Below are 14,673 nucleotides of genomic sequence, written 5' to 3'. Positions count from 1 at the left end.
AAAACGGTGTGCATAAATCAATGCAGGAGCGGCGTCCGCAAGTCGAGGGTCAACGGGAATTCAATTGTGCGTTCTTCCGGCGGCGGCTCGATCCTGCCGGGGGTGTGGCCATGGTCCTGGAAGCGGGTGAGCCGCCGCGCCTCCGCCTCGTAGGAATTGACCGGCTTGGCCTCGTAATTGCGGCCGCCGGGGTGGGCGACATGGTAGACACAGCCGCCGAGCGAGCGGCCGTTCCAGGCGTCGATCAGGTCAAAGGTCAGCGGCGCATGCACCGGGATGGTCGGATGCAGGCCGGATGCCGGCTGCCAGGCCTTGAAGCGGACACCCGCAACCGCCTCCCCCGAGCGCCCGGTCCCCGTCATCGGCATCCGCCGTCCGTTGCAAGTGACGACGTGGCGGCCCTCGACAAAGCCTGATGCCTTGACCTGCAACCGCTCGACCGAGGAATCGACATAGCGGACGGTGCCGCCGGCAGACCCCTCCTCGCCCAGCACATGCCACGGTTCGAGCGCCTGCCGCAGTTCCAGCGCGACGCCACCGTGGTGGACACGACCGAACATGGGGAAACGGAATTCGAGCTGCGCCGTGTACCATTCCGGTGAGAAATCGTAGCCTGATCGCCCGAGGTCGGCGAGCACGTCCAAGAAGTCTTCCCAGAGGAAATGCGGCAGCATGAAACGGTCATGCAGCGTCGTACCCCAGCGCACGAATTTGCCCTGCTGCGGCTCGCGCCAGAGCTTTGCGATCAATGCACGGATCAGGAGCTGCTGCGCCAGCGACATCCTGGGATCGGGTGGCATTTCGAGTGCGCGGAATTCGACGAGGCCGAGCCGGCCGGTCGGGCCATCAGGCGAATAGAGCTTGTCGATGCAGATTTCGGCGCGGTGGGTGTTGCCGGTGATGTCGACCAGGATGTGCCGGAACAGCCGGTCCGCCAGCCACAGCGGCGCTTCGACACCTGCCGGCGGCACATGGGCCAGCGCGATCTCGAGTTCATAGAGCCCATCATGGCGCGCCTCATCGATGCGCGGCGCCTGGCTGGTCGGGCCGATGAACATGCCGGAGAACAGATAGGACAGCGAGGGATGCCGCTGCCAATACAGCACGAGGCTCTTCAACAGATCGGGCCGGCGCAGGAACGGCGAGTCCTGCGGGTTGCTGCCGCCGACCACGACATGGTTGCCGCCGCCGGTGCCGGTGTGGCGGCCATCGATCAGGAAACGGTTGGCGCCGAGCCGCACCTTCGCGGCGTCCTCATAGAGGCCGAAGGTGATATCGACCGCCTCGCGCCAGCTTTGCGCCGGCTGGATGTTGATCTCGATCACGCCGGGATCGGGCGTGACCTTGATGACCTCGATGCGCGAGTCGAAGGGCGGCGCATAGCCCTCGAGATGCACGGGCATATGCAATTCTTCGGCGGTGGCCTCGATCGCTGTGACCAGTTCGAGATAGTCCTCGACCTTCTCGACCGGCGGCATGAAGGCGCACAACGTGCCGTCGCGGATTTCAATCGACATCGCCGTACGTACCGGCGGCGGCTCCGGGAGGTCCTCGAGCAAGCGCTTCAGTTCCTCGTCGAAATCCGCCAGATCCTCGCGTGATGCCATCGGATCGATTTCGATGATGTAGGGATAATCTTCCGGGGGAACGTGCTCGAGCGAAGCGATCGGCAGCCTCAAGCCGAGCGGAGAATCGCCCGTCGACAGGAACAAATGGCTGCGCCGGAGCTTCCAGTGCTCGCTGCGCCAACGCGCGCGGGCGCCGGCGAGAGGACTGAAACGCTGGATCGGCAGCACATAGCCCTGTGGCGTCGTCAGCCCGTGGTCGAACACCCGAGCGAGACGCGAACGCTCTTCCGGATCGGTCAGCTTTGAATTGTCAGGGCTGACATTGGCGGGAAGCGACGCTTCTCGCTGGAGCCAATACGCTGGGTCCTCGAAGGCAGGCACGACATGGTCGGCGGCAAGCCCGAGCTTTTGCGCGGTGGTTTCGGCGAAGCGCTTGGCGTCCGCAATCTCAGCCTTGCGCGGGTTCTCGATCTTCGCCATCAGGTCGGAGTTCTTCCAGATCGGCACGCCGTCCTTGCGCCAGTAAAGCCCGAAGGCCCAGCGCGGCAGGCTTTCGCCCGGATACCATTTGCCCTGGCCGTAGTGCAGCAAACCACCGGGCGCGAAACGATCGCGCAGGCGGCGGATCAGATCATCGGCGAGTGCGCGCTTGGTCGGACCGACCGCGGCGATATTCCATTCGGACGCTTCGAGATCATCGACCGAGACGAAGGTCGGCTCGCCACCCATGGTGAGCCGCACGTCTTCCTTCGTCAGATCGGTGTCGACCTGCTCGCCGAGCGCATCGAGCCGCGCCCAGGATTTATCCGAGAACGGCTTTGTGATGCGCGGCGCCTCACGGATGCGCTTCACGCTCATCTCGAAGGCGAAATCGACATTGGCAAAACCAGCGGTGCCGGAGACCGGCGCGGCCGAGCGGTAATGCGGCGTGGCGGCAACGGGGATATGCCCCTCGCCCGTCAGCATGCCCGAGGTGACGTCGAAGCCGATCCACCCCGCACCCGGCAGATAGACTTCGGCCCATGCATGGAGGTCGGTAAAGTCGTTCTCCACTTCGCACGGCCCCTCGACCGGATCGATGTCGGGACGAAGCTGGATCAGATAGCCGGAGACGAAGCGTGCGGCGAAACCGAGATGGCGCAGGATCTGGATCAACAGCCATGCCGAGTCACGACAGGAGCCCGCGCCGGCGGCAAGTGTCTCCTCCGGCGCCTGCACGCCGGGCTGCATGCGGATGACGTAGCGGATTTTCTGCTGCAGCTTCGCGTTGAGGTCGACGAGGAAATTGACTGTGCTGTCAGCCTCGCGCGGAATCTCTTTCAGGTAAGCCGCAAACAGCGGCCCGGGCTCGATCGTTGCGAGATAAGGCGCGAGTTCGCTCTTAAGATCGCTGGTGTATTGGAATGGGTAAGAGGCAGCGTAGGACTCGACGAAGAAGTCGAATGGATTGATCACGGTCATCTGCGCCGTGAAATCGACCTCGATCTTGAGCTCGGTCGCCTTGTCCGGAAAAACCAGACGCGCGAGCCAATTGCCCTGCGGATCCTGCTGCCAGTTCACGAAGTGATTGGATGGCGTGACCTTGAGCGAATAGCTCAGGATCGGCGTGCGCGTATGCGGCGCCGGACGCAGGCGAACGGTCTGGGGCCCGAGGTCGATCGGTCGGTCGTACTTGTAATGCGTGACGTGGTGTAGTGCGACGAAGATCGACACGGATCGCGGACTCCAGCAGCTTTTTTAAGCAGAACACTGGTTCCGGCCGACAGCAAGCACTAACAACGGGCACGGGTGCCTATGGGAGATGCGGCTTTTCGCTGTCATTCCGGGATGGTCCGAAGGACCAGACCCGGAATCTCGAGATTCCGGGTTCGATGCTTCGCATCGCCCCGAAATAACGGCGCCCTCTCACATCGTCGCCCCTAATACCCACGGCGCGAACTCGGCGCCGCCGAAATCGAAGCTCTCGCTCTTGGTGGGCTGGCCCGATGCCGTCTTCAGCATCAGATCAAAAATGCGCTGGCCGCATTCCTGCACGCTCTCCTCGCCGTCGAGGATGGTGCCGCAATTGACGTCCATGTCGTCTTCCATGCGCTTGTACATGGGCGTGTTGGTGGCGAGCTTGATCGACGGCGCGGGCTTGCAGCCGAACACGCTGCCGCGTCCGGTGGTGAAGCAGACCAGGTTGGCGCCGCCTGCCACCTGCCCGGTCGCCGCGACCGGGTCGTAGCCGGGCGTGTCCATGAACACGAAGCCTCGCTTGGTCACCGGCTCGGCGTAGTGCAGCACATCGACCAGATTGGTGCTGCCGGCCTTCGCCATCGCACCGAGTGACTTCTCCAGGATCGTGGTGAGGCCGCCGGCCTTGTTGCCGGGACTCGGATTGGCGTTCATCTCGGCGCCTTCGCGCTGCGTATATTCTTCCCACCAACGCATCAGGCCGACCAGCTTCTCGCCGACCTCGCGGCTGACGGCGCGGCGTGTCAGAAGATGCTCGGCCCCGTAGGTCTCCGGCGTTTCCGAGAGGATCACGGTGCCGCCATGCCGCACCAAGAGATCGCTAGCCGCGCCCAGCGCCGGGTTGGCGGAGACACCCGAGTAACCATCAGAGCCGCCGCATTGCAGCGCCACCGTGAGCTCGCTCGCGGCGACCTTCTCGCGCTTGACCTTATTAGCGTCGGCGAGCGCCTCTCGCACGAAGGCAACACCGGCTTCTACCGTCTTGCGGGTGCCGCCGACTTCCTGGATGTCCATCGCGCGCAGCCGCCCCGCCAGCTTCTGCTCCTGCATCAGGCCGCCGATCTGGTTCACTTCGCAGCCGAGGCCGAGCACAATCACGGCGGAGAAATTCGCGTGCCGTGCATAGCCGCCGAGCGTGCGGCGAAGCAGCGCCAGCGGTTCATCCTGCGTCATGCCGCAGCCGGTTTTGTGGGTGAGTGCCACGACGCCGTCGACATTCGGGAAATCGGCCAGCGGGTTATCGCCGGTGAACGGATTTTTCTTGAAGACATCTGCAACAAGGCCCGCGACATGGGCGCTGCAATTCACCGACGTCAGGATGCCGATATAGTTGCGCGTCGCGATGCGTCCGTCGGGACGGCGAATACCGTCGAAGGTCGCGGGCAGATCGAAATTCGGCGCCGGCTTCACGTCGACGCCATAGGCATAGTCCTTGGCGAAATCCCCCATGCCGCAATTCTGGGTGTGGACGTGCTGGCCCGGCGCGATCGGCGCGGTGGCGAAGCCGATGATCTGGCCATAGCGCTTGATCGGCTCGCCCGCCGCGATCGGCTTGATCGCGACCTTGTGGCCGGCCGGAATGCGGTCAACAGTGGTGACGCCGCTAGCGACCTCCAGTCCCGGCGGCAGGCTCGCGCGCGCGATCAGCACGCTGTCCTCGGGATGCAGGCGGATCACGGGTGCCGGGGCCATGGGGTTCTCCTTGTAATTGGCGAATAGCGAATGGCGAGTAGCGAATAGTGCTACTTCGATTGCCATCCCCTATTCGCCATTCCCTACTCGCTATTCGCTTCTCACGCTTTGCCGCCGGACTCTTTGCGGGTCTGGTTCACCTGCATCTTGGCGTAGGTCATCATCAATCCGCTCTCGTTCGAGAGCGTCACGAGCTTGAAGCCCATGTTGATCGCGCGCACCGCGCCTTCGGCGCCGCTGCAGTGGATGCCCGGATTGAGGCCGCGCTTGCTGCATTCCTTGACGATCTTCTCGTAGATCTTGAGGATCTCCGGCTCGTCGCGGTCGAGCTTCGGCACAAGGCCATACGAGAAGCCGAGATCGGAGGGACCGATATAGACGCCATCGATGCCTTCGACGTCGAGGATCGCTTCCATGTTCTCGACCGCGGTCCTGGTTTCCATCATCGGCAGCAGCACGATCTCGTCATTGGCGGTCTGCTGGTAAGTGCCGGCCGAGCCGTACATGCCGGAGCGGATCGGGCCGTTGGAGCGCGTACCCTTCGGCGGATATTTCGCATAGGAGACGAGGTTCTTGGCTTCCTGGGGCGTGTTGACCATCGGGCAGATCACGCCATAGGCGCCGCCGTCGAGCACCTTGCCGATGATCCCGGGCTCGTTCCAGGGCACGCGCACCATCGGCGTCACCGGGTGGGCATTCATCGCCTGGAAGCATTGCACCATCGAGAGATAGTCCTGCACGCCGTGCTGCATATCGACCGTGACGCTGTCGAACCCGCATTGCGCGATCACTTCGGCCGAAAAGCCCGACGGAATCGCCAGCCACGCGTTCACCACCGCCTTGCCCGACGCCCAGATTTGCTTGACCTTGTTATTTGCCACTTCGCTTTCCTTCCCTTGTTCTCACCGTCATGGCCATGCCGTCATTGCGAGGAGTGTAGCGACGAAGCAATCCAAGTTTCAGCAAGCGGCGCTATGGATTGCTTCGCTCCGCTCGCAATGACGGAGTTAGCTCGTCGCCCGCTGGATACTGACTTCGCTGACGCCGACTTCGCGCGCGGTGTTCACTATCGCCGCCCAGGTGTCGTCAGGCAAGGGGATGCCGTTCTTGGTGCGCTCGGCGCGGGTCTTCTTTTCGGGGTCGCCGGGGATGAGCACACTGTCGGTGCCGGCAATCGGCTTGGTCTCGCGGATGAAGTCGACATAGCGCGAGATTTCGCCGTCGAAGAAATTGGCGGGATCGACCACCTTGGGATCGACGTAGAACGCCAGCATGCCATTGGCGAAGCGCCGGTCCGGCGCGGTCGCGCCCGTTCCGGTCAGTGCGCCGCCAAGCAGTTCGCAGATGACCGCCAGGCCTGAGCCTTTGTGCTCGCCGAACGCGCGGATCGCGCCGGTGCCCTTGGTGTGATCGCGCGGACCATCCGGGGTGTAGGGCCCGTACAGCACGTGCGGATCTTCGCTTAAGGTGCCGTCGGAATCGACCAGCGCGCCGACAGGCAGTTTCTTGCCGCCGCGGCTTGCGACCAGGACCTTGCCTTCAGCGACGATCGAGGTGGCGAAATCAAGCACGATCGGGTCCTGGCCCTGGCGCGGAATGCCGACGCAATAGGGCGCGGTCGAGAGCCGCTTCTCGACACCGCCGAACGGCGCGACCAGGAGCGAGCCCGCAGCATTGACGAAGTGCACCGACACCAGCCCTGCGGCAGCAGCCATCTCCGCCCAGTCACCGACGCGGCCGATATGGCCGGCGTTGCGCAGCGCAACCGCCGCAAGTCCTGCCTTCTTGCACTTTTCGATGCCGACCTTGACCGCGACCGGCGCAACCGTCTGCCCATAACCGAACTTGCCGTCGACGACGGCGAGCGAAGGCGTATCGACCACGACCTCGGCGGTCTGGTTTGGGACCACCGAGCCCATCTTCTTCCAGCGGATATAGACGGGCACGCGGATCACGCCGTGGCTGTCGTGCCCGGTGAGATTGGCGGTCGTCAGATATGTTGCAATGCGACGGGCTTCTTCGGGCGAAGATTCGGCGTGGGAAAAGACTTCAGCGACAAAATTGATGAGATTATCGACCTTGATCGTCACCATGGATATGTCACTCGCTCCTTGGTTTGGAGCATGATCCTTCCGGAAAACCGGCACCTCCGGATCATGCTTCTTAAGCGCTGGCCTTGGCGTGACCGCCGAGATAGGCCGCGGCGATGGCCTCATTGCCCCACAATTCGTCGGGCTTGCCACCAAGCACGATCCGCCCCGTTTCCAGGACAAAGCCGTGATCGGCGACTGAAAGTCCCATGCGCGCATTTTGCTCAACAAGCAAGACCGTGGTGTCTTTCCTGATCTGCGAAATGATGCGGAACACCGCCTGCACGATGACGGGCGCAAGTCCGAGCGACGGCTCGTCCAAGAGCAACAGCCGCGGCTTCGCCATCAAGCCGCGGGCGACAGCGACCATCTGCAACTGGCCGCCGGACAGCGTCCAGCCGAGCGCATCGGCGAAGGCGCGGATGTCCGGGAACAGGTCGAACATCGCATCCGCCTCGCGCGAGATCTGCGCCGACGAAGCCTTTCGGTTCGACGCGCCGAGCATGATGTTTTCCTTGACCGTGAGGCCTGGGAATACTCGCCTCCCCTCCGGCACATGCGAGATGCCGAGCCGGACGATCGCTTCCGGCCCGAGACCGGCGATCGATTGACCGTCGAACAGGATTTCGCCGGAGGTGGGCTTGGCGAGGCCCGAGATGGCGCGGAGCGTAGTGGATTTGCCGGCGCCGTTGGCGCCAAGCAAAGTCACCACCTGCCCCGCCTCGACGGCGATGGTGATGCCGCGCAGCGCTTCGATCTCGCCGTAGCGGACCACGAGATTGCGGATTTCGAGCAGCGGCATCATTCGCTCCCGAGATAGGCGGAGACGACATCAGGGTGACGCAGCACCGCCATGGATTCGCCGTCCGCGATGCGGCGACCAAAATTGAGCACGGTAATGTGCTGGGCGGCTTCGGAGACGAGCGTCATGTCATGGTCGATGATCAGGATGGTCAGCCCTTGGGCTGCGATGCGCTTGAGCAGCTCATGCAGCTCAAGCTTCTCGGTAGAATTCAACCCGGCTGCCGGCTCATCCAGCAGCAACAGCGTCGGATTGGCGGCGAGCGCGCGGGCAATCTCGATCAGGCGCTGGTGGCCGTAGGAGAAGCTCGAGATCAGTTCATTGGCGCGGTTGCCGAGACCAACGAAGGTCAGCGCCTCCATCGCGCGTTCGGTCAGCGCGTCATCGCCTTTGCCGATCATCGTGTTGCCGGGCCGCTCGGCGCCAAGCTCAACGTTCTCGAGCGCCGTCATCGAACGGAACAGGCGGATGTTCTGGAACGTGCGCCCGAGACCCGCAGCCGTGCGCTGATGCGGCGGCATGTGGGTGATATCGGTGCCGTCGAGCACGATCTTGCCCGAAGTCGCCTCGTAGAGGCCGGACAGCACGTTGAGCGTCGTGGTCTTGCCGGAGCCATTCGGCCCGATCAGCGCGTGGACACCGCCACGCTTCACCGCGATGTCGACGCCATCGACGGCTTTCAGGCCGCCGAAATGTTTTGACAGGCCGGTGACCTCGAGCACGAACTCGCCGCCGACGGTCGCGGGCCGCAGCTGCAAGGGAGCCGCCACAGGCGGCGCCTTGGTGTGCGCACGCCAGCGGTTGAAGGCATCGGAGACGAAGCCCCAGATGCCGTCAGGCATGAAGCGGATGATCAGGATCACGAACAGGCCATAGATGGCGAGGTAAAGTCCGGGCACGCTCTTGAGGAAGCGCAGCCATTCCGGGATCAGGATCAACAGCCCGGTGCCGATCGCCGAGCCGATCGGCGAAGCGACGCCGCCAAGCAGCGACATCGTCAGGAACACGATCGATTCCGCAAACGAGAATTGATCGGGGCTGACATAGGCGAAGCCGCCGGCAAACAGGCCGCCCGCCAAGCCGCCGAGCAGCGCACAAAGCGCGAAGGCGTAGATCTTGGTGCGGAACACGTCGATGCCGTTGACGCCGGCCGCGAGTTCGTTGTCGCGCACGGCCCGCATCGCGCGGCCGAGCTTGGTGTCGGAGAGATGCCAGACCAAATAGCCGACGATCGCGAGCATGGCGACGCAGAAGGCGAGATAGCTCTGCGAGGTCTGGAACAGCTCGGGACGACGGATATTGGAGACACCGTCGGGTCCGTGCGTCAACCAGATCGCGTTGATCATGACCAGCGTGACGATCTGCTGGAACGAGATCGTCACCATCGCAAGATAGTGCCCGCCGAGCCGCAAGGTCGACATGCCCAGGAACGCGCCAGCAACCAGCGCGATCACGCAGCCGCCGACAAGGCACAGCCAGAAGCTGAGATGCAAATCGGTCGTGCCGAGGCCGACCGCATAGGCGCCGAGCCCGAAGAACGCGGCCTGCGCCAGGTTGATCTGGCCGCACAGGCCGAGCACGACCGACAGACCGAACACCGCGATCGAGAACGTCGTCGCCTGCAGCAGGATGTTGAGGACGTAGCCGTCTAACCGCAAGCCCGCGGCAAGCGCCACCAGGATCGCCGCGCCGATGAAGTACGGCGAATGGCGGACCAAAAGCGGTTTCGACCGGACGGCGGGCGCCGGGATCGGCATGTTGTCGCTGGGGGCGCTCATGCTTTCTCCGCCACGCGTTCGCCGAAGATGCCCTGCGGCCGGAAGATCAGGAAGGCGACCAGGACCAGGAAAGCGAAGCCATCCTTGTAGGGAACCGAGATGTACGCCGCACCGAAGGTTTCGATCACGCCGAGCGCGAGCCCGCCGATGATGGCGCCTGCGACGTCGCCGAAGCCGCCGATGATGGTGGCCGCGAATGCCTTCAGCGCGATCGTCGAGCCCATCTGGATCGAAACGAACAGCACTGGCGCGACCAGAAGGCCGGCCAGCCCGCCGAGCACAGCCGAATAGATGAAGGTGATCATGATCATGGTGGAGACGGAAATGCCGAGCAGCGAAGCCATTTCCTTGTCCTGCGAGGTCGCCTGCAGCTTCTTGCCGAGCAGCGTCTTCTCGAAGAACCAGTAATTAAAGAACACGAGCGCGATCGTCACCGCGATGATCAAGAGATATTGACTGTCGAGATAAACAGGGCCGAGCTGGATGCCGGGCGTATCGAACCATCCCTGCAGCACCTGCGGCTGCGGGCCATAAATCGCCAGCACCGAATTGGAGAGCAGGATCGAGGCGCCGATGGTGGCGATGATGACAGGCAGGAACGTACGGTGGCGCAGCGGATAATAGACGCCGAGATTGAAGATGACGCCGAGCAGCGCCATGCCGCCGAGCGCGATCAGGAACGACAGCCAGTAGGGCCAGCCGAGATCGACGGAGAACACCACCATCAGATAGGCCGCGACCATGGAGAATTCGCCTTGGGCGAAATTCACCACATTGGTGGCGCGGAAGATCAGCACGAAACCGAGCGCGACCAGCGCGTAGACAGCGCCGATGCCGATGCCGGTAAACAGCAGTTGAAGGACGAGATCCATGACAAGCTTCGGTTAGGAGGAACCAGAGAATTCGCCAAAAGGCTTTCGGCCTCTTCGTGGAGAACGAAGAGGCCGAAAACGTGGTCAATCGTTGAATTCAATGTGCTTGTCGAAAACGATTTTGCCCTTGTCGTTTTTCACGATGTTATAGCCGTGCAAACCGTCGCCGTTCTGGTCGAAATTATACTCGCCTTCGGCGCCGGGGAATTTCTTGATCAACAGGATCGCCTCACGGATTTTTGCAGGATCGGTCGAGCCGGCCTTGTTGATCGCCGCCGCCAGCACCGTGACCGCGTCATAGGGCCAGGAGCTCTGGTTATCCGGCGCGACCTTGACCGCATCACGATAGAGCTTGCCGAACGCCTTGGAAGCTTCGCTGGAATCTTCCGCGTAATCAGCGACACCATAGGTGTTGTACAGCGCAGGCCCGGCGAGTTTTAGCGCGGTGATATTGACGATCGAGGGCGAGCCGACCCAGGGAATGTTGACGCCGAGCTGGCGCAACTGCCGGGCAAAGATGCCGAGGTCGTTTTCGAAGGTGAAGTAGGAACCGAGGATGTCGGCGCCGGACTGCTTGATCGCGAGCACGACAGGCGTGAAATCCTGGCTCTGGTTGGCATAACCCTGGTCGAGCACGGACGGACAGCCGAGCTTTTCCAACGCAGCGGTCAGGGCCTTGCCACCTGCAGTGCCAAAAGCGTCGGTCGAATGCAGCACGGCCCATTTCTTCTTGCCGAGCGTGTTGACGCCATACTCGGCGATGACGCGCCCGGAATAGCTGTCATTCGGACGGAAACGAAACAGCCACTGATTGCCCATGTGAGTGAGGTTCGGATCGGTTCCTCCGATCATCACGGGCTTGCCGAGCTTGAGCACGTCGGGCGCCATGGCGTGCACCTGAGTTGACCGGATCGAGCCGAGGAAGCCGACAATGTCGGACTGCGAGGCGAGCTTGGAGAACGCCAGCACGATGCCGGGATTGGTGGTCTGATCGTCCTCGATGATCAGCTCGGCCTGTTTGCCCAGGATGCCGCCGGCCTTGTTGACGGCTTCGAGTGCGAGCTTCGCACCCTGGATGGCGTAGCGGCCGGATTCAGCGGCGGGGCCGGTCACCGGCGCGCACATGCCGATCTTGATGGTGGCGCCCTGCGCTCTTGCGCTGGTGATGACGTGGGGGGCGGCAAGGCCGGCGACGATACCGGCCGCGAAATCGCGTCTCGTCAGTTTCATCAGTTTCTCCCTGAGGCCGGGCGTCTTCGTCGGCCCTTCTTGCTGTTGGCGATCCCGCGCGGGACGCGAACCGGCAGCGTACTTACGGACTCTCCGTCTCGGAGTAAATTGATATTGCGGTGTTTTCGACTAACGATGGAGATGCATCGTTATGCGCGCGCATGAAGAATGATTAATGCGGACGAGATCGTGATTATTCCGGCAGATTCCGCAGACTTGCCGATTCCTTTGTGCTCAAACGATGTGCAGGCGAGACGAGCTATGCATCCCGACGCATATCATCATGCAAATTTGCGTTTACTCGTCGGCCTCGACCATTCCCTCTTCCGGGCCTGACAAGCCGACAAGACTTTCTTCGAGCGCGCCCAGCATGGCCTGCAATTCAGCTAGCTTGCGCGGGCCGTAACGCCTCGTAATAGCGGCGTAGATCGCTTCCGACGTCGGTGCGACCGCTTCAATCAGCTTCAATCCCTTCAGCGAGATCGACACCACGGCCCGCCGCAGGTCCGCCTCCGCCGAACGGCGCTCGATCAATCCACGCGCCTCGAGGTCGCGCAGGATGCGCGACAGGCTCGGCCCGAGCAGGAAGGCGAGCCGCGCAAGCTCGGTGACCTCGATCGCCTCGACCGAGGTCAGCGCGCGCAGGATGCGCCATTGCTGTTCGGTCAGGCCGTGATGACGCAGGGATGGACGAAACTGCCGCATCACGGCCTCGCGAGCGCGCAAGAGCGACATCGGAAGCGAACGCGAGAATTCGCGCATCGGCCCGCGCCGCCCCGTCTCTGCCGCCGCGCCTGTGCGCGAGCCGTTCAATGATGATTTCTTCCGTGCCATATCCAATCTTTTGCGGCGCAACAAAGCGCAAATCAATTTACGCCGATACACTTAACATGTTAATCATTCCCGCGCATCAGGAGTGATCCGCCATGCCGCATTTCACCATCGAATATTCGGCCAACCTGGATTCCCGCCTCGACATGAGCGGAGTCGTCGAGCTCGTGCGCAAAGCGGCGGTCGAGACCGGCATCTTCCCGCTCGGCGGCATCCGCGTTCGCGCCATCAGATGCGAGCACTACGCGATCGCAGACGACCGAAACGATTACGGCTTCCTCGACATGGTGCTGCGGCTTGGCGAAGGCCGCGATCTTCCAACCCGCAAGAAGGCGGGAGAACATATCTTCAGGGTGCTGTCGGCGCATCTCGACCCGGTATTCGCGAGTAGCAAATTCGCGCTGTCGTTTGACATGCAGATCAACGACAAGGAGACGAGCTGGAAGCGCAACAACATCCACGATGCGCTGAAGGTGGAGACTATCCATGGATAAAGCGACGCCAAAATCGGCCGAACTGTTCCAGGTCAACCGCGACCGCGCCGCGCCGCTGCTGGCAAAGCTGAAGGCGGACGGAATAGGCCACATGGTTGACGGCAAGACCGTGCCGTCGATCTCGGGGCGGACCTTCGAGACGAAATCGCCGATCGACGGTGCAGTGCTGGCAACCGTCGCTCGGGGTAATGCCGAGGACATCGATCGCGCCGCGACCGCGGCCGCCCTCGCCTTCAAATCCTGGCGCGATATGTCGGCTGCAATGCGACGCAAGCTGCTCAATCGCGTGGCCGACGCGATCGAGGATCGTGCCGACGATATTGCCGTGCTCGAATGCATCGACACCGGACAGGCGCATCGCTTCATGGCGAAAGCCGCGATCCGTGCAGCCGAGAATTTCCGCTTCTTCGCCGACAAATGCGCCGAGGCCAGAGACGGCCTCAACATGCCGAGCGAGGAGCACTGGAACATTTCCACGCGCGTGCCGATCGGCCCGGTCGGCGTGATCACGCCGTGGAACACGCCGTTCATGCTGTCAACCTGGAAGATCGCCCCCGCGCTCGCCGCCGGCTGCACGGTGGTGCACAAGCCCGCCGAATGGTCGCCGGTGACGGCCGATCTGCTCGCAAAGCTGGTGAAGGAAGCGGGTGTGCCCGACGGCGTGCTCAACACCGTGCACGGTTTCGGCGAGGAAGCCGGCAAGGCGCTGACCGAGCATCCCGCGATCAAGGCGATCGGCTTTGTCGGCGAGAGCGCGACCGGGTCTGCGATCATGGCGCAGGGCGCGCCGACGCTGAAGCGCGTGCATTTCGAACTCGGCGGCAAGAACCCGGTGATCGTGTTCGAGGACGCCGATCTCGAGCGCGCGCTCGATGCGGTCGTCTTCATGATCTACTCGCTGAACGGCGAGCGCTGCACCTCCTCGAGCCGGCTCCTGGTGCAGCAGAGCATCGCGGAACGGTTCGTCGAGAAGCTCACCGCGCGGGTGAAGGCGCTGAAAGTCGGGCATCCCCTCGATCCCGCAACCGAGATCGGGCCGCTGATCCATGAGCGGCATCTGGCAAAGGTCTGCTCCTATTTCGACGTAGCGCGACAGGAAGGCGCGACGATCGCCGTCGGCGGCAAGCCGCATGACGGTCCCGGCGGTGGACATTATGTGCAGCCGACGCTCGTTACGGCTGCGCATTCGAAGATGCGGGTGGCGCAGGAAGAGGTGTTCGGACCGTTCCTCACCGTCATCCCGTTCCGCGACGAGACCGATGCGGTCGAGATCGCCAACGGCGTGCAGTACGGCCTCACCGGCTATGTCTGGACCGGCGACATGGGCCGCGCCCTGCGGGTGGCCGATGCGCTCGAAGCCGGCATGATCTGGCTCAATTCGGAGAACGTCCGCCATTTGCCGACGCCATTCGGGGGCATGAAATCGTCCGGCATCGGCCGCGACGGCGGCGACTATTCATTCGACTTCTACATGGAAACCAAACACGTCTCGCTGGCGCGCGGGACGCATAGGATACAGAGACTCGGCCTGTGATGCGTGTCGTCGCTCGATCAACAATCACGGTGCACTACCTCTCCC

At 62.9% G+C, this 14,673-nt stretch carries 11 protein-coding genes; 2 read left to right on the top strand and 9 right to left on the bottom strand.

The features are described from left to right. Positions 1 to 17: 17 nt before the first annotated feature. The 9 genes from J6497_RS23435 to hpaR all read right to left on the bottom strand — a co-directional run bounded on the left by J6497_RS23435 (position 18) and on the right by hpaR (position 12,603). On the bottom strand, positions 18 to 3,281 hold the full coding sequence (locus J6497_RS23435; RefSeq protein ID WP_225706645.1) for a transglutaminase family protein: 3,264 nt from the start codon (positions 3,279 to 3,281) through the stop codon (positions 18 to 20). Positions 3,282 to 3,473: 192 nt separating this feature from the next. Further along, complete coding sequence (locus J6497_RS23430; protein ID WP_225706644.1) at positions 3,474 to 4,997, bottom strand: D-arabinonate dehydratase; 1,524 nt, start codon at positions 4,995 to 4,997, stop codon at positions 3,474 to 3,476. Positions 4,998 to 5,098: 101 nt separating this feature from the next. Further along, positions 5,099 to 5,878: an HpcH/HpaI aldolase family protein gene (locus J6497_RS23425; RefSeq protein ID WP_225706643.1), complete on the bottom strand. Its 780-nt coding sequence runs from the start codon at positions 5,876 to 5,878 to the stop codon at positions 5,099 to 5,101. A 126-nt stretch (positions 5,879 to 6,004) separates the two neighbouring features. Continuing rightward, positions 6,005 to 7,090 (bottom strand): malate/lactate/ureidoglycolate dehydrogenase, encoded by a 1,086-nt coding sequence (locus tag J6497_RS23420; RefSeq protein WP_225706642.1) that lies wholly within the window; start codon positions 7,088 to 7,090, stop codon positions 6,005 to 6,007. Positions 7,091 to 7,160: 70 nt separating this feature from the next. After that, positions 7,161 to 7,889, bottom strand: coding sequence for an ABC transporter ATP-binding protein (locus J6497_RS23415; protein ID WP_225706641.1), 729 nt, complete (start codon positions 7,887 to 7,889; stop codon positions 7,161 to 7,163). Next, on the bottom strand, positions 7,889 to 9,667 hold the full coding sequence (locus J6497_RS23410) for a branched-chain amino acid ABC transporter ATP-binding protein/permease (RefSeq protein ID WP_225706640.1): 1,779 nt from the start codon (positions 9,665 to 9,667) through the stop codon (positions 7,889 to 7,891). The genes J6497_RS23415 and J6497_RS23410 overlap by 1 nt, the downstream gene beginning before the upstream one ends. Then, positions 9,664 to 10,539, bottom strand: a complete 876-nt coding sequence (locus J6497_RS23405) for a branched-chain amino acid ABC transporter permease (RefSeq protein ID WP_225706639.1) — start codon at positions 10,537 to 10,539, stop codon at positions 9,664 to 9,666. Before J6497_RS23405 ends, J6497_RS23410 begins: the two co-directional genes overlap by 4 nt. A gap of 84 nt (positions 10,540 to 10,623) precedes the next feature. Next, the gene (locus J6497_RS23400) at positions 10,624 to 11,769 is read right to left on the bottom strand and encodes an ABC transporter substrate-binding protein (protein WP_225706638.1); all 1,146 of its coding nucleotides are present in this window, start codon (positions 11,767 to 11,769) and stop codon (positions 10,624 to 10,626) included. Between the two features lie 297 nt (positions 11,770 to 12,066). Next, positions 12,067 to 12,603, bottom strand: coding sequence for a homoprotocatechuate degradation operon regulator HpaR (gene hpaR / locus J6497_RS23395; RefSeq protein ID WP_225706637.1), 537 nt, complete (start codon positions 12,601 to 12,603; stop codon positions 12,067 to 12,069). A gap of 92 nt (positions 12,604 to 12,695) precedes the next feature. On the opposite strand from hpaR, the gene J6497_RS23390 reads away from it, so the two are divergent. Then, a complete protein-coding gene (locus J6497_RS23390) occupies positions 12,696 to 13,094 on the top strand; it encodes a 5-carboxymethyl-2-hydroxymuconate Delta-isomerase (RefSeq protein WP_225706636.1) in 399 nt (132 codons plus the stop codon). Further along, positions 13,087 to 14,628, top strand: coding sequence for a 5-carboxymethyl-2-hydroxymuconate semialdehyde dehydrogenase (hpaE, locus tag J6497_RS23385; RefSeq protein ID WP_225706635.1), 1,542 nt, complete (start codon positions 13,087 to 13,089; stop codon positions 14,626 to 14,628). The genes J6497_RS23390 and hpaE overlap by 8 nt, the downstream gene beginning before the upstream one ends. Positions 14,629 to 14,673: the final 45 nt, after the last annotated feature.

The sequence above is a fragment of the Bradyrhizobium cenepequi genome, from assembly GCF_020329485.1.
Classification (GTDB): Bacteria; Pseudomonadota; Alphaproteobacteria; order Rhizobiales; family Xanthobacteraceae; genus Bradyrhizobium; species Bradyrhizobium cenepequi.
Note: the sequence above shows the minus strand (reverse complement) of the source record. Positions and strands in the feature narration are given on the sequence as shown.